The sequence below is a fragment of the Pseudomonas sp. SWRI18 genome (assembly GCF_014268345.1).
Lineage (GTDB): Bacteria > Pseudomonadota > Gammaproteobacteria > Pseudomonadales > Pseudomonadaceae > Aquipseudomonas > Aquipseudomonas cedrina.
Window position 1 is genome coordinate 22,290 of sequence record NZ_JACCQQ010000026.1, and the last position, 15,976, is coordinate 38,265.

General features: G+C 61.5%; 13 protein-coding genes. 6 read left to right on the top strand and 7 right to left on the bottom strand.

What is annotated here, in order from left to right; genetic code table 11:
* Positions 1 to 345: 345 nt before the first annotated feature.
* From H0Z09_RS23495 to H0Z09_RS23505, 3 genes are all read right to left on the bottom strand, one after another.
* Entirely contained in the window at positions 346 to 2,832 is a 2,487-nt protein-coding gene (locus H0Z09_RS23495) for a TonB-dependent receptor (protein WP_186693876.1), read from the bottom strand.
* Positions 2,833 to 2,938: 106 nt separating this feature from the next.
* Positions 2,939 to 3,889, bottom strand: a complete 951-nt coding sequence (locus H0Z09_RS23500) for a FecR domain-containing protein (RefSeq protein WP_186693878.1) — start codon at positions 3,887 to 3,889, stop codon at positions 2,939 to 2,941.
* A complete protein-coding gene (locus H0Z09_RS23505) occupies positions 3,876 to 4,391 on the bottom strand; it encodes a sigma-70 family RNA polymerase sigma factor (protein WP_186693880.1) in 516 nt (171 codons plus the stop codon). Before H0Z09_RS23505 ends, H0Z09_RS23500 begins: the two co-directional genes overlap by 14 nt.
* Before the next feature lie 158 nt (positions 4,392 to 4,549).
* On the opposite strand from H0Z09_RS23505, the gene H0Z09_RS23510 reads away from it, so the two are divergent.
* Positions 4,550 to 5,179, top strand: coding sequence for a LysE family translocator (locus tag H0Z09_RS23510; protein WP_186693882.1), 630 nt, complete (start codon positions 4,550 to 4,552; stop codon positions 5,177 to 5,179).
* 31 nt (positions 5,180 to 5,210) lie between these two features.
* On the opposite strand, the gene inhA is transcribed toward H0Z09_RS23510, so the two are convergent.
* Positions 5,211 to 5,891: an isonitrile hydratase gene (inhA, locus tag H0Z09_RS23515; RefSeq protein ID WP_186693884.1), complete on the bottom strand. Its 681-nt coding sequence runs from the start codon at positions 5,889 to 5,891 to the stop codon at positions 5,211 to 5,213.
* Between the two features lie 90 nt (positions 5,892 to 5,981).
* On the opposite strand from inhA, the gene H0Z09_RS23520 reads away from it, so the two are divergent.
* Positions 5,982 to 6,950, top strand: a complete 969-nt coding sequence (locus H0Z09_RS23520; protein WP_186693887.1) for a GlxA family transcriptional regulator — start codon at positions 5,982 to 5,984, stop codon at positions 6,948 to 6,950.
* A gap of 110 nt (positions 6,951 to 7,060) precedes the next feature.
* Positions 7,061 to 9,271 (top strand): ATP-binding protein, encoded by a 2,211-nt coding sequence (locus H0Z09_RS23525; RefSeq protein WP_186693889.1) that lies wholly within the window; start codon positions 7,061 to 7,063, stop codon positions 9,269 to 9,271.
* Here the strand turns inward: H0Z09_RS23525 and H0Z09_RS23530 are convergent.
* The 3 genes from H0Z09_RS23530 to H0Z09_RS23540 form a co-directional block, all read right to left on the bottom strand.
* Positions 9,268 to 10,173 (bottom strand): alpha/beta hydrolase, encoded by a 906-nt coding sequence (locus tag H0Z09_RS23530; RefSeq protein WP_186693892.1) that lies wholly within the window; start codon positions 10,171 to 10,173, stop codon positions 9,268 to 9,270. The genes H0Z09_RS23525 and H0Z09_RS23530 overlap by 4 nt on opposite strands.
* Positions 10,174 to 10,428: 255 nt before the next feature.
* Positions 10,429 to 12,252, bottom strand: coding sequence for a glycoside hydrolase family 15 protein (locus H0Z09_RS23535; protein WP_186693894.1), 1,824 nt, complete (start codon positions 12,250 to 12,252; stop codon positions 10,429 to 10,431).
* Positions 12,245 to 13,045 carry a glucose 1-dehydrogenase gene (locus H0Z09_RS23540; RefSeq protein ID WP_186693896.1) on the bottom strand — a complete coding sequence of 267 codons (801 nt, stop codon included), beginning with the start codon at positions 13,043 to 13,045 and terminating at the stop codon, positions 12,245 to 12,247. Before H0Z09_RS23540 ends, H0Z09_RS23535 begins: the two co-directional genes overlap by 8 nt.
* Positions 13,046 to 13,298: 253 nt before the next feature.
* Between H0Z09_RS23540 and H0Z09_RS23545 the strand changes: the two genes are divergently transcribed.
* The 3 genes from H0Z09_RS23545 to H0Z09_RS23555 are packed head-to-tail and all read left to right on the top strand — an operon-like array spanning position 13,299 to position 15,972.
* Complete coding sequence (locus H0Z09_RS23545) at positions 13,299 to 14,006, top strand: HAD-IA family hydrolase (protein WP_186693898.1); 708 nt, start codon at positions 13,299 to 13,301, stop codon at positions 14,004 to 14,006.
* A 17-nt stretch (positions 14,007 to 14,023) separates the two neighbouring features.
* Complete coding sequence (locus H0Z09_RS23550) at positions 14,024 to 15,247, top strand: transaldolase family protein (RefSeq protein ID WP_346656806.1); 1,224 nt, start codon at positions 14,024 to 14,026, stop codon at positions 15,245 to 15,247.
* The gene (locus H0Z09_RS23555) at positions 15,244 to 15,972 is read left to right on the top strand and encodes a sulfotransferase family protein (protein WP_186693902.1); all 729 of its coding nucleotides are present in this window, start codon (positions 15,244 to 15,246) and stop codon (positions 15,970 to 15,972) included. The genes H0Z09_RS23550 and H0Z09_RS23555 overlap by 4 nt, the downstream gene beginning before the upstream one ends.
* The last annotated feature ends 4 nt before the right edge of the window (positions 15,973 to 15,976 follow it).

A 15,976-nucleotide genomic window follows, 5' to 3' on the forward strand; every position in this document is an offset into this window, starting at 1 on the left:
AATACGCAACTTTCCAATCCCAATGCACAATCCAGCTACAGCTATCCATTTGAAGGGATTTTGCGGAGGGCGTGACTAAAGGAGTGTTAGCTGCCTGCGCTCAGTCAACAAATTGACGATGGTGCGCAAGCGGCATGGTAGATAGGTTTTGTGGTCTTTTTTGCGGCATTTTATTGACATTCCTTGTCCTGGCACTCGGGGGTGGGGGTGTTTTTTTGAGTGTAGGAACAAATGTGAAATTTTTCCTGCTTAAAGAAGAAACCTTTTTTAAAAGCGCGCTGGAAACGGCGTGGGAAGGGACGGCAGTGTCGCACTAAGTGCCCTGCCGCCGGGGGTTTCGCTTGATCAGAAGTTGCCTTTCAAACTCACTGTAAAATTACGCGGTTCGCCATAGAAGTTGCCCCAAGAAGCGGTGCCGACCGTGTTGTAATAGTTTTTATCGAACAAATTGTTGCCGTTGAGCGCCACTGTCCAGATGTCATCGATGCGGTATGCCACGCGTGCACTCCACGTCGCGTAGCCGGCCTGTTCCAGCTTGATGGTCTGCACGCGATAGTTGCTACTTTGCGCGTTGACCCCGGTGCCGACGCTCCATTTCGACAGCGCACCGTCGAGCTGGTAGTCACCCCACAAGCGCAGCATGTGGCGAGGCACGTAAGTGTTGGAAACGCCGCCTTCCTTGGTGCTGTCCTGGTTGTTCAGGGAACGGGTCTGGGTGTAGGTGTAGCCGCCGAACAATTGCAGGTTATCGAGCACTTCACCACTGATTTCGGCCTCCATGCCTTGGGCGCGCACCTTGCCTTTGTCGGTGTAGCAATAGCCATCGGCGGAGGTCGGGCAGAAACTCAGGAAATCGGTTTCGGCGCCGTTTTTTTCGATGGCGCGGAACAATGCCAGGGAGCTGTTGAGGCGCCCGTCGAACCATTCACCCTTGATCCCCAGCTCGTAGTTGTCACCGATCTTCGGCTTGAGCGCTGCTCCGTCGGCGGTGGCGTAGGCGCTTTGCGGCTGGAAGATATCCGCATAGCTGGCATACACCGACCAGTGTTCGTTGAGGTCGTAGATCAGCGCAGCGAAGGGTGTGACTTCGCCGGTTTCCCGGGTCCGCGCGTCTTGTGGTGCCCATTCGCCCCAAGCCAGGTTGTTGGACTGGCGCCGGTTCTCGTACCAGCTCACACGGCTGCCTGCGATGAACATCAAGGGCTCGGCCAGGCGCAGGCGCAACGTGGCGTAGGTGCCATACTGGGTCGCGGTTTCCTTGACCGTGCCACCGCGGTACATGTTCGGCCAGAAGGAATTGTTGCCCGGTTCCGGGAAGTGGTGGTCGGGTTGGTAGATGCTCTGGCGCCTGGGCAGATTCTGGATCGCATACACATCGTCCTGGGTGCCACGGCTGCCGTTGGCGCCGAGGATCAGTTCGTGTTCCAGGCCAAAGGCTTCGAACTTGCCGTCCACGTAGGCGTCGAGGCCGAAGTCTTTGTGATCGTAGTCCATCAGCGCCGCGTAGGAGTTAGCCGTTGGCGCCGGATCGCCGTAGTTGATGGTGCCTTCGCTGGCGGCGTATTTGGTGTCTTGCAGGTTGCGGCTGTGTACCGCCGCCACCTTGAGCTTCCAGTCATCGTTGAAGTGGTGAGTAATGTCCGCGAAAAAGGTGGTGCGCCGGCTTTGCCAGTCATTCCAGGACTGGCCCAGGCAGGTCGAGCGACTGAGCTTGGCGCTTTTGCCGTCGGCGTAGCGCGGCAGGCCACCCCAGCAAGGCGTGGCGTCGACGTCTTCATAGCTGGCGCCGAAGCCCAGGGTGGTGTCCGGCGTCAGGTCGACATCGAGCGCGCCGTAGAATGCCCGGTCCTGGCGCTTGGCAATGTCCATGTAGGAGCCTCGGTCCTGCTGGCTGACCGCTGCGCGGCCGCGCAGTGTGCCACTGTCATTCAGCGGGCCGCCAGTGTCGAAGTCGGTGCGATAGTTGTCCCAGGTGCCGGCCGACAATGACAGGCTGGTGGTGGGCTTGGCCTGTGGGCGCTTGCGCACGAAATTCACCGCGCCGCTGGCGGTGCCGGCACCCTTGAGCATGCCGGCGGCGCCTTTGAGTACTTCAACCCGATCATAAATCGCCATGTTTGCAATGAAGCTGTCGGCCTGGACGTAGTCCTTGCCCATGTCCAGGGGCACGCCGTCGTACTGGTACTGACCGAGCATCTTGAAGCCCCGGGAATAGAAATATTTGCCGCCCATGGGGGATTCGTAGGTGGTAATGCCGGGCGTGCGTTCCATTACGTCATCGATGGTGGTGACGTTCTGGTCGTCCATGAACTGGCGAGTCATCACACTCACCGATTGCGGGGTTTCCCGCAGGCTATGTTCGCCCTTGCCGATGGTGACCGCGCCGGTGGTGTAGGAACCGGTGCCGTCGGTGGTCGCGCCCAGACGTTCGCCGCTGATCAGGGTTGCGCCCAGGTTCAGCGCGCCGGCGTCGGCCACTTGCGGCAATAACAACCAAGCGCTGTCGCCCTGGCGCTGGGCTTGCAGGCCCTGGCCGCGCAGCAGCTGCTCGAGTGCCTGCCGGGCATCGAGGCGGTCACTTAAGCCTGGGCTGGTTTTACCGGCGACGCTGGTAGCGTCGTACGAGAGGCTGATGCCGGCTTGGCGAGCGAATTGATCAAGGGCATTGGCCAGGGCACCGGCAGCGATGCTCCAGTCATGGGCTTGGGCGTCACTCGCCAGCGTTTCGGCCGGTGCGGCCACGGGGGCGATTGCGTAGCTCAGGCAGGCGCTGAGCAAGGCGGCCTGCACCGCACGCAAGAGGGGAAAACGGGGGAAGGGGAACGCTTGCATGACCGCGGGATGCTCCTGAAGGAAGTGGACAGAACCGGCCTGTTGATCGGCCTTTCCTTACAGGTCGAGCGGCAATGAGAATTCACCTCATTTATTTTTTGAAAAATCACACGCGTGGTGAAACCGTCACCCAATAACGGCTGCGGTAAGTGACATCGACCTTGAGTGACTGCGCAACCAGGCCCAGCACCTGATCGGTGTCGTCCAATTGATAAGTGCCCGACACCCGCAATCCGGCTATCGCCTGGCTGCAACGCAGCAGGCCATTGCGATAGCGGCCCAGTTCGCTGAGGAAATCGTCCAGGCGCATGTTTTGCGCAGTGATCACGCCTTCGCTCCAGGCCCAGGGATCTAGGCCGTTGGCGATGGCCGGGCGAATGCCGCTGCGGTTGAACAGCACCTGTTCGCCGGGCTTGAGCACTTGGCGCGCATTGCTGGCATGGCTGTTGGTAAATACCGCCACTTCGCCTTGTTGCACCGCGAGCAGGGTGGCTTGGGCTTCTTCGCGCACCAGCAAACGCGTGCCGAGCGCGCGCAGGTAACCGTCGCGGGTCTGTACCCAGAACGGCCGATTGTCGGCACCGGTGCTCACCAGCATTTCACCCTGGCGCAACTGCACCAGACGCCGCTCTGGCGTAAAGGCTATGTCGAAGGCGCTGGCACTGTTGAGCAGGATCCGGCTGCCGTCGTCCAACGTCACCCAGCGCCGCTCGCCGGTCGCGGTGCGGTAGTCGGCCATCAGGGCGGGCAGGGGGGTGTAGTCGCGGCCGAGCCAGGTCAAGCCGGCGGCCCCGGCAAACAGGCCCAGCAGTTTCAAGCCTTCGCGACGGCTGATGCGTTGACGCGCCCCGCGCAACGCATGTCGACCGACCTGGGCCGGCAACTGGCTGAAATCGTCGTTCATCGTCGCCACCCGCTGCCATACCTGCTGGTGTTCGGCGCTGGTCTGCAGCCAGCGCTCGAACGCGGCGGTGCTGGCGTCGTCGGCGACGTTGAAGCGCAGCGTGATCATCCACTGGATGGCCTGGTTCACCAGGCGTGGGTCAACTGTCGACATAACGCAACCGATAGCAGGCGTGCAGCGCCTTGGACAGGTCGCGCTCCACCGTGGCCTTGGACACGCCGAGGCGCAGGGCGATCTGTGCGCAGGTCAGGCCGTCCAGTTGCGCGAGCAAAAAAGCTTCGCGCACCCGTGGCTTGAGTTGGTCGAGCAGGCGGTCGATGCGTTCCAGGCTATCGAGGATCAGCAATCGGGTTTCTTCCGACGGCGTTTCGACTTGCGGGAAGTGCGCGAGGCTCTCCAGGTAGGCGCGTTCCAGCTCGCGGCGTCGGTATTGGTCGATCATCAGGCTGCGGGCGATGCTGCTCAGGTACGCGCGCGGCTGCTGCAAGGTCTGCTGTTTGCGCGCGTTGAGCAGGCGCACAAAGGTTTCCTGGGCCAGATCGGCGGCGTGTTCACGGCAACCGGTGCGTCGGCTCAACCAGCCGCGCAGCCAGGAGTGATGGGCGTGATACAGCTGGCCGATGGCGGCAGGGTCCAGAGGGTGATCGCTCGACATGGGCATCCTGGCGCAGCCGTCTTAATTGATAATGTTTCGCATTCTAGACGCAGGCTGTAGCAATGAGCAATTGCTCAGGGGCAATGTATCCAGCACAATTTTTTGTCCGCACCGCGCAGGCCGATTAATCTGCTGCTTTCCCGGTGGATGGCTTGAGCATGATCGACCTTGCGACCCTGGCGGTTTTTTCCGGTGCGGTGCTGCTGTTGCTGTTGTCCCCAGGGCCGAACATGGCCTTTGTCATCAGCCATGGCGTGACCCACGGCTGGCGCGGCGGCGTGGCGTCGGCCTTGGGTATCAGCGTGGCCGACGTGCTGTTGACGGCATTGACGGCCACCGGCGTGACGGCGTTGGTCGCCAGCTGGCCGCCTTCGTTCGACTTGATCCGTTATGCGGGCGTGGTGTACCTGCTGTGGCTGGTGTTCAAAACCTTGCAGAAAAAACCTGGAATGGACGCGGCGGGTGTCAACCGCGTGCCGTTGGGCCGCGTGTTCGTTCAAGCCATGCTCAACAGCCTGCTCAACCCCAAGGCATTGCTGTTTTTCGTGGTGTTTTTGCCGCAGTTCGTGCGGCCCCAGGCGGGCTCCATCGCGGTGCAGTTGATGCTGCTGGGGGGCGTGCTGACCTTGATTGCAACGGTGTTCCATGGGGTTTTGGGCGTGTTTGGCGGCGCACTCAGCCGTTTCTTTGCCAGGCGCTCAAACAGCGCCTGGTTGCAGAAGTGGGGCCTGGCGGCGGTGCTGACGGTGTTGGCTGTGCGCCTCGCGCTGATGTCGCGCCCCACCTGACGTACACATTCGCCTGTGGTGTTTTGCAATATCAACCCAACCGTGCAGCCGCGCGTGCAACGATCTCACCGCGTACTCGGCGCGAGTCGGCGCTGCGCTTATTGGCTTCTTCCAGCACATGCCGGGGCGCGGTGTCGGGGCGGCCCGAATTGAACGGCGGCGCCGGGGCATACTCAATCTGCAATTGCACCAGTTGCGCCGCCGCTTCGCTGTACAGCTCCGCCGCCAGGCTCAGGGCAAAATCGATGCCTGCGGTAATGCCGCCGCCGGTCAGCAGGTTGCCGTCACGCACCACGCGCTCCTGCACCGGGATCGCGCCGAGCGGGGCGAGCAGGTCGTGGTAGGCCCAGTGCGTCGTCGCCTTGCGCCCGCGCAGCAAGCCCGCGGCGCCCAGTACCAGCGAGCCGGTGCACACCGACGTCACGTAACGCGCGGTCTGTGCCTGGGTCTTGAGAAAGTCCAGGGTGAGCGGGTCTTCCATCAGCGCGCCGACGCCGGACCCACCGGGCACGCAGATCACATCCAGACGCGGGCAATCGGCATAGGTCATGGTCGGGGTGAACACCAGGCCGGTGCTGGAGGTGACCGGTTCCAGGTCTTTCCACACCAGGTGCAACTTCACGTCCGGCAGCGAGCCCAGGACGTCATAGGGGCCGGTGAGGTCCAGTTGCTGGATGCCGGGGAACAACACAAAGCCAATCTGCAAGGTCATCAATAGCGCTCCTTCAAAGGGGTGGACGGCTCCACTCTAGGGGCTTAGGCTTTGGCGAATACGCCATTGAGCCCACGAATCGCGCCAATCATGCCCAAAATCGTCCATGTACTCGCTTTCGATAACGCCCAGGTGCTCGATGTGACTGGGCCGTTGCAGGTATTCGCCTCCACTAACGACTTGGCGCGCCAACGCGGTGAACCCTTGCCCTATGCCGTTTCGGTGGTTGCCGCGCAAACGCAGCCGGTGATGACCTCGTCCGGCCTGGCCCTGGTGGCCGAGCCGCTGCCTGCCGTTGATGCGCCGTGCGACACCCTGGTGATCGCCGGCGGCTGGGGAGTGTACGGCGCGGCTGAAGACCCGGCGCTGGTGGAGTGGGTGCGTGAAAAAGCCAGGCACACCCGCCGCATGACGTCGGTGTGCACCGGCGCGTTCCTGCTGGCCGCCAGCGGCATGCTCGACGGCTGCCGCGTGGCCACCCACTGGACGCGTTGCGACGAACTGGCGCGCAAGTTTCCTTCGCTGACGGTGGAGTCCAACCCGATCTTCATCCAGCAGGGCGCCGTCTGGACGTCCGCCGGTGTCACCGCAGGCATCGACCTGTGCCTGGCGTTGGTGGAGCAAGACCTGGGCCGCGCCGTGGCCCTGGAGGTGGCGCGGCACCTGGTGGTGTTTCTAAAGCGCCCCGGTGGCCAGTCGCAATTCAGTGTGACCCTGTCCCTGCAAAAAGATGACAGCCGCTTCGCAGAACTCCATGCCTGGATTGCGGAAAACCTGAGCCTGGATCTGAACATCCCGACCCTGGCCGCCCAGGCCGGCATGAGCGAGCGCAGCTTTGTGCGCCACTACCGCGCCGAAACCGGCCAGACCCCGGCGCGAGCGGTCGAATTGATGCGCGTCGAAGCCGCGCGCCGGCAACTCGCTGACAGCACCGCGTCGATCAAGCGTATCGCCGTGCAGTGTGGGTTCGGTTGCGAGGAAACCCTGCGCCGCAGCTTCCTTCGCGCCCTGGACGTTACGCCCCAGGCCTACCGCGAACGCTTTTGCCACCCGGCTTGAACGAAAACGTACACCGCTGAAGCAAGGTGCTATGTTGGCCGACTATCTTGCGCAGTGATCGCCCCCGACTGCACCGCTTTTTCCTTCGCCCCCCCGGCGTAACCCTGCTCATGAAGCCAATGCCTGCGATCAGCGCCGATCCCCTGCGGGACGATTGCGCCAGCGAGCCTATCCACATTCCCGGTTCGATCCAGCCCCATGGGTTGCTGCTGACGCTCAGTGAACCGGCGCTCGTGGTGCTGCAGGCCAGCACCAACGTCAATACCGAGCTGGGCCTGGGCGCCGCGCCGCTGTCCGGCCAGGCGCTGGGCAGTCTGATCGGCGCGCACGCACTGGCTCAGGTGCGCCTGGCGTTGGCGGACCTGGATGCCGATGAAGACGAGTTGCATCAAGTGACGCTCAACGGCGACCTGTTCGACGCGTTGCTGCATCGCCACCAGGGCTTGCTGTTTCTGGAGTTGGAGCGCGCCGTGTCACCCCGGCATGCCGCTGCCCTGCACGTTGCCCGAACCCTGCGCCGCCTGCAGTCGGCGAAGAGCCTCGATGGGCTGTACCAGACCTGCGTCACCGAGATCCGCGCATTGACCGGCTACGACCGCGTCACCCTGTACCGCTTCGAACAGGAGGGGCACGGCAAGGTGATCGGCGAATCCCTGAGTGACGGCATGCAGCCTTACCTGGGCCTATGTTTTCCTGCCTCGGACATCCCGCCCCAGGCCCGCGAGCTTTACCGGCTCAACTGGATCCGTGTGATTCCCGATGCCGCCTACCAGCCGGTGCCGATCTTGCCGGCGCTGCGCCCCGATAACGGTCGCCCGCTCGACCTCAGCTTCGCGGTGCTGCGCAGCGTCTCGCCGGTGCACTGCCTTTATCTGAAAAACATGGGCGTGCGCTCATCCATGAGTATTTCCCTGCTCAAGGACGATCAGCTCTGGGGCCTGATCACCTGCGGTCACCGCGAGCCGTTGCGTGTGCCCCATGAGTTGCGCACGGCCTGCAGCAGCATCGGCCAGTTGCTGTCGATGCAGATCACCTTGCTCCAGGAGCAGGAAGCCCGTCGCCAGCAGCAGGAAAAAACCGTGATGATCGACGCGTTGGCCAGCGCCATGGCCGGGGACACGCTTGATGTGATGGAAAGCTTGCTGCCTCATGCGCAAACCCTGTTGGACCTGACTGGTGCCCATGGCCTGGCGATTCTGGTGGAGGAGCGCCTGCACTGCTTCGGGGCCTGCCCGGCCGAAGCTGAAATTCGCGCCCTTTATCCCTGGGTGCAGCAACAGGGCAAGGGCGTAGTGTCCAGTCACCAACTGGCTGTGGACTTCCCCGCGGCGGCGGCCTATCAGGCGATCGCCAGCGGACTGTTGGCCATTCGCCTGCCTAAACCGGTTAACAATGCCGTGATGTGGTTTCGCCCCGAGCTGAAATCCACGGTGAACTGGAGTGGCCAACCCATCAAGCATCAGGATGCCGGGGCCGGCACCTCAAGCCCGCGGCTGTCGTTTGAACTGTGGAAGCAGCAGGTCGATGGCAAGGCGCTGCAATGGTCTGCCTCCGTGCTGCAGGCGGTAGAGAGTCTGCGCCGCCACGCCCTGGAGCTTGACCTGGGGCGCCAGGTGCAGCGCGAGCATGCGGCCGTGCGTGCCCGTGACGAGCTGGTGGCCGTGGTCTCCCACGACCTGCGCAGCCCGTTGACGATCCTGCTGATGCAATGCGGCATGATGCGCAAGCTGGTGCCCGTCGACGACACCAAGGCCAACCTGCGCATGGCCACCGCCATCGAAACCATGCAGAACGCCACATCGCGCATGAACACCTTGCTGGAAGACTTGATCGACATTTCGCGTATCGAGGCCGGGCGCTATCAGGTTGCCTTGCAATCGCTGGAAGTAAACGCGACCCTCGACCAGCTTGGCTTGATGTGGCACCCGCTGGCGGCGGCCAAGGGCATCAACCTGACCTGGCGGGCCCAGCCTGGGCTGCGCGTCCAGGCCGACCCGGAGCGGCTGTTCCAGGTGTTTTCCAACCTGCTCGGCAATGCGCTGAAGTTTACGGACCTGGGCGGCGCGATCGAGGTGATCGCCCAGGCGGCGGACGACCACGTGCTGTTTCGCGTGTGCGATAACGGCGCGGGCATCGGTGCGGCGCAATTGCCATACATTTTCGAACGCTACTGGACGTCCCGCGAAGGCAACCCCACCGGCAGTGGCCTGGGGTTGTATATCTCCCATGGGATTATCCAGGCCCATGGCGGCACGCTCTGGGCAGAGAGCGTGGCGGGGCAGGGCAGCGTGTTCAGCTTCAGGCTCGCGGCAGCGCCTTAAGCGCCAGCGAGTAACTCAAGGATGGCCGCCACGGTCACCTGCGGCGCCTCCTGAGGAATATTGTGGCCCACGCCGGGCAGGACCTGCCGCCGGTAAAAACCGCTGAACCGTTCCACATCATCATCCACGTCGGGCGGCGGGCCCACGCCATCATCGGCACCGCACAAAGAAATGCTCGGTACCGAAATCACCGGCTGCAATGCCAGGGCCTGCTCGATGGCTTCCAGCGCCGGGTCGCCAGGGGCGTACATGAAACGGTGACGATAGGAATGGATCACCACCTCGACAAAATCCGGGTTATCGAATGACGGCGCCGTCTGCCCATACAGCCCAGGCCCTTCGGCCCAGGACGGCGACCACAGCGACCACAGCAAGGCGCAGAGTTCGCGGCGGTTGGCGGTCAACCCATCGACACCGCGCTGGGTATGAAAGTAGTACTGATACCACAATCGATGTTCCGTCGCCGGTGCCCGTGGCTTGGTCGACTGGGCGATGTCCTGGATGTTGTAGCCGTCCCCGGTCACCAGCCCGCGTACCCGCCCAGGCCATAACGCCGCGACGATACAGGCGGCGCGCCCACCCCAGTCGTACCCGGCGAAGGTGGCTTGCGGGATCGCCAATGCATCCATGAACTCCAGCAAATCCTTGGCCAACGCCGCCTGCTGCCCGGAGCGCATTACCTGGGCATTGATAAACCGCGTCGGGCCGTAACCGCGCAGGTATGGCACCAGCACGCGGTAACCAAGCCCGGCCAGTACTGGCGCAATCGCGTCATAGCCGCGTGGGTCGTAGGGAAAGCCATGCAGCAGGATCACAGGCTCACCGCCGGTTGGGCCGTGGGCTTCATAAGCCACATCGAGCATGGAGGTGCGCACGTGAAGCAGCGGAGCGGTCAGGGTCATGGTAGGCGCTTTCGGCTGGCCGGAGGTGTTGAAACTCTACCGCAAACCCTGACGGGATGGGGGCCATTATCGCTATCGATCGTTCCAACGCTCCGCGTGGTAATGCATTCCGTGACGCTCTGCGTCACCTGTATACATCGAGGTGTCAGCGGGACGCGCAGCGTCCCAGGCGGCATTCCCACGCGGAGCGTAGGAACGATCAGATCCCTTGTGGGAGCGGCGGTGCGACGATTCGACTTGCCCGCGATGGCGGCATCAGGGTTGCCAGGTCGTCTTCTGCCCGCTGAGTTTGCGGTCCAGGAACGTCGCCGCGCTGATCAACGCCAAGTGGCTCAACGCCTGGGGCGTGTTGCCCAGGTGGCGGGCCTGGCTGTCGAACTCTTCGGCATACAAGCCCAGTGGGTTGGCATAGCGCAGCAGTTGTTCGAACTCCAGGTGAGCCTTCTCCACTTGCCCGGCGCGGGCCAGGCATTCGACGTACCAGAACGAACAGGCCGCAAAAGCGCCTTCGGTGCCTTGCAGGCCATCGATCTGGCCCTCGTTGCGGTAGCGATAGACCATGCCGTCGCGCACCAGGTTTTTCTGGATGGCCTGCAAGGTCGACAGCCAGCGTGGGTCGGTCGCCGCGACGAAGCGCACCAACGGCATCAGCAGCATCGAGCCGTCGAGTGCCGTGCTGCCGATGTACTGCACGAAATGCCCGCGTTCTTCGTTCCAGAAGTTGCTCCAGATGTCGGCGTAGATCGCCTGGCGGGCCTGGTCCCAGCGCGCGAACGGCGCCGGCAGTGAGCGCTTGGACGCCAAGCGGATGGCGCGGTCCAGCGCGACCCAGCACATCAGGCGCGAATGCAGAAAATGATGCTGCTCGCCGCGCATTTCCCAGATGCCCACGTCTTGGGTATTCCAGATTTCACAGACCTGATCGACCACTTCCACGGTGTGTTTCCAGCCCTCGTGTGAGATTGCTTCGCCGTACTTGTTGACCAGGTACACCGCATCCATCAGCTCGCCGTAGATGTCCAGTTGGATCTGATCGAATGCCTCGTTGCCGATGCGCACGGGCCGGGCCCCACCGTGGCCCTTGAAATGGTCAAGCTCGGCTTCAGGCAGCTTCTGGCGACCGTCGATACCGTACAGGATATTGATCCGCGTCGGCTGGTCGCAACAGTCACTCACACGGCCCCTGAGCCAGCGCATGTAGCTGTTGGCTTCTTCGACAAAACCCAGGCGCATGAAGGCATAGACGGTGAACGAGGCGTCGCGGATCCATGTGTAACGGTAATCCCAGTTGCGTTCGCCGCCGGGCGCCTCGGGCAGGCCGAAGGTGGCGGCGGCAATGATCGCGCCGTGTTTGCGCGACGTCAGCAGTTTCAGCGCCAGGGCTGAACGGTTGACCATTTCTCGCCAGCGTCCACGGTAGTTCGATTGGCCGATCCAGCCGCGCCAGAATTTCACGGTGTGGGCCAGCGCCAGGTCGGTGCAGCCGCCGTCTACGCGTTGATCCTCCTGGCCGCCCAGCACGAACTCGGCACCTTCTTCCTCGTCCAGGGCGAAGCTCGCCACGGCAGCGCCGTCTTTGACCTGCAACGGGTGACTGCCAGAGAGGCGCAGGCCCGGTTGGCCTTCGGCACTGAAGCACACCGTGCCGTTGTCGAGGCTGGTGTGGGTAGGCGTGCGCGCGTAATCGTGGCGCACCGCGCAGCGCAGATAAAACTGGGCCTTGCCACTGACGACCCGCACCCTGCGGATCAACAGGGGCAGGTCATCGATTTCCTCACTGACGGCCAGCAGGTCAGTAATCTCCACCACGGCCTGGTCGCTCAGCCAGCGGGTTTGCAGCACATTGGTGTCGGGCAGGTAGATCTGCTCGCGGCGCGCGTCGGGCAGGTCCGGGGTGAGTTGGAAAATGCCGGCCTCGGGGGTGTCCAGCAACGAACAGAAGATCGACGGGCTGTCGAATTCAGGCCAGCAGAAGAAGTCGATGCTGCCTTTATCATTCACCAGTGCGGCGCTGCGCATGTCGCCGATAATGCCGTGGGCATCGATGGCACTCTGTGGTTCGTTGTTCAAATCAACCATTGCCACGAAACTCCGGGTAAAGGCTCATGCCGCCGTCAATGAACAGCGTGCTGCCCACCACATAATCGGAGGCATCGCTGGCCAGCCATACCACGGCGTTGGCCACGTCCTCCACATCGCCCACGCGTCCGTAGGGAATCAGCTTGAGCAGTTCCTGCTCCGCCGCCCCTTCGGTGGCCGCGCGATTGATCGCGGTGCGTATCGCCCCCGGCGCAATGCCGTTGATGCGGATGCGTTGCTCGCTGACTTCCTGGGCGAGGGTGCGCATCAGCATCTCCACGCCGCCTTTGGACGCCGCGTAGTTCGCATGCCCGGCCCAGGGGATCAACTGGTGCACTGAACTCATGTGGATGATTTTGCCCGCGGCCCGTGACACGCCTTCGCGCACGCCTTGGCGATTGAAGATGCGCACGGCTTCGCGGGCACACAGGAATTGGCCGGTGAGGTTGACGCCGATCACTGTATTCCAGTCGTCCAGGCTCATGTCGACCAGGTTGGCGTCCTTTTGCAGGCCTGAGTTGGCCACCAGGATGTCCAGGTGGCCGAACGCATCCAGGGCCTGTGCAAACATCCGCTGCACATCAGCTTCCTGGGATACGTCGGCACCGATGGCAATCGCCCGGCCGCCGCCGGCATTGATCTGCGCGGCGAGGGCCTCGGCGGGCGCCGCCTTGGCGTTGTAGTTCAGCACCACCGCCGCGCCGGCCTGCGCCAGGGCCTTCGCCGCGCCGGCACCGATTCCGGAACTGGCGCCTGTCACCAGGGCCACTTGTTGCTCCAACGAGATACGCATTGCTCACCCAGCCTTAAATCCGTGAGTTCAAGTAGCTGACTGACGGCGCGCCAGGGAAGTTCAGCCGTGTGAAATTAGCGACTACAACCATGGTGGAAAATGGAATAACAGAACTATAAAAAATAACCATAAGATACTAAAAAACCGTTCAAAAGCGTTTGACAGGCTTTTTCGCCGCGTGTCTTATAGGCACACCTCAACCCGCTCCGTTGGTAGTTCGGAAGTCATCGCGGGGCCATTATCAGAGATATGTATGTGCCTCTCGGCCGATCCAAGGGAACTGCCCGTTCGGGTAAAAGCAACTGCCCTGAAGGGTGTGCCTAAGTTAGTCATCTTTGATTGCGACGGCGTACTGGTACAAAGTGAAGAAATCACCCTGTCGGTGTTGATCGCCATGCTTAATACACAGGGCAATACCGTTCTTGATGCGACACGGTTTATCGAGCACTTTCGTGGACGCAAGATTGCTGATTGCCTGCGCGAGGCTGAGCAACTTTTAAATGTTCGTCTGGGCAATGACTTTGAACAGCACTTTCGCAAGCGGGCATTAGCAGCATTGACGCTCGATTTAAAAGCCACCGATGGGATTGTTGAAGTTTTGCAAGCGCTGACGGTGCCCTATTGCGTTGCCTCCAGTGCGCCGCGCGAAAAGATAGAACATTGCTTGCGCCAGGTCGGGCTGCTTTCTTATTTCGAAGGGCGGATATTCAGCTGTTATGAGCTGGGCAGTTGGAAACCTGATCCCTTGGTGTTTCTGACGGCCTGCGACCATTACAACGTTGATATAAGTGAAGCGCTGGTAATTGAAGACAGTGTTACGGGTATTCAGGCGGCTATCGCCGCCAATATCCGCGTGCTGGGCTTGGGGCCGCCGCATCGGCATCCGCAGTTGGTCGCCGCCGGCGCACGACCGATTATCGATATACGTGAAATGCTGGCCATTTTTAATTTATCCCAATGACTCAGGGAAGAGGCGTCGTGAATACACTTGGTTACTTAGAACAACTTAAGCGCAATGATCCGGGTTCGCAAGTGTGGTGGGATTCATCGCCAGCCCTGTACTTGCCTTACAAACAACACCTGTTGGAAAAATACCCGGCGGCGGCTGCTTATATAGACACGTTGATGCCGGACGATTTCTGCGCGCCGCAGGGCTTGTGCAGCGTGACGACCAATCCGCGGTTGGTGACGGCCGTCATCCTCGAAAAGCGCGAGTACTGGTCATCGCGTTTCAACCTGGCCCGCCTGTCGCCCCATGAGTTGCGCAAGCAGCTGTACAACGAAGTCATCCTTGAAGGCGCCGCGATGCTTAAATCGCGGTGGGTTCAGTCGGCCCAGGTCGAAGGCTGGATCAGCGCCCAGGTCGATCCGCTGGATGTACGCTGCACCGAGCGCATGACCGCCAGGGGCCTGGAACTGCAGCGCCTGGCGCCGAACGTGATGGTCAAGGTACCGGGCAGCCTGGAGGGGTTGGCGACCGTCGAACAGCTGGTGGCTCAGGGCGCGTCGGTGAATATCACCTTCTGCTTTACCGTCGCCCAATTCCAGGCTGGTATCCAGGCCATAAAGCGTGGCATGGCAGCCGCGCGCAGCAAGGGCATCGACACCCAGCGCTGCAAGTACGTGATCACCTTCATGATCGGGCGTTTCGCCTGCCAGCCCGAGTTCGCACTGCAGGCGGCCGAGCGTGGCCTGGTCTTGAGCGCAGAGGAACTGCGCTGGGCCGAACTCATGATTTACCAGCAGATTCAGGAATTGATGGCGGCGTCGCGCGTGCCGGTCAATACCCTGATCTCGAGCATAAAAGTCGATGTGGACGAACGTGGCAACAAGCAGTGCTGGCATCTGGAAAAGACCGGGCACACGGCGACCTGCTACACCCTGACGCCGGACGTGGTGGAGTTTCTGGTCGAGCGCGAAAGCCACGGCAAGCCGGTGATGCCTGCGCTGCAGGCCCGGAAACCGCCCGTCGCGACCTTCGCGAAGCTGATCCGCATCCCGTATTTCTACGAAGCCTACGTTGCCGACGGCATCGAGCCGTACGACTTCGGCAACCATGAAGCCTTTATCAACGCCTGCAATGAAGCCAACAGCGCGCACCGGCGCCTGGCGGATTACTGCGTGCGGCTCTGCCCGGTGACAAAACCCTTCAAGCGCGCGCTCAACGCATTGCTGGCCGCCGAGTTCGGAGTGATCGCATGAACCGGATGATCGGGTTGTGGGCTCACCCTCGTTCGCGTTCCACCGTGCTGGAGCGCGTGTTCATCGAGCGCGGGGATTTCGAGGTCTTCCACGAGCCCTTTGCGCACATGGCATTTTCCAAGGATTCGGCGATTCCTTCGGATGAGTGGGATCACAGTTTGCCCACGACTTATCAGGGCATCAAAGAACATCTGCTGACGGCGCGGGAACGTTCAAACGTCTTTCACAAAGACATGTGTTACCACTGTCTGGATGATTTAAAAATTGATACCCACTTTCTTGCGCAGCAGGACAATATCTTTCTTGTCCGCGAGCCTGCCCGCAGTATTATTTCCCATCATCGGGTGCACCCCGATATGCCATTACACGCGATCGGGCATAAAGCGTTGTATGACATATTTTGTGTGGTCACCAAACTCACCGGCAAAGTGCCTTATGTGATTAATGCCGATGATCTGGCCGCAGAGCCGGAACGGGTAATACGTAAACTCTGCGATTACTTGAGTATTGAGTTTCTTCCACAGGCCATGACCTGGAAACGTGAATGTCCGGAACAATGGAAGACGTGGCGTAGTTGGCATGTGGATGCAGAAAACAGCGAACGAATTGTTGCGCCACCTGAGCGGTCCATCGATACCAGGCTGTTCGAGCAGTACCCAAAGTTAAAAACCATGTACGAGTACCACCGAACTTTTTACGCGCGCATGAATGAATTCTGCCAATAAGGAC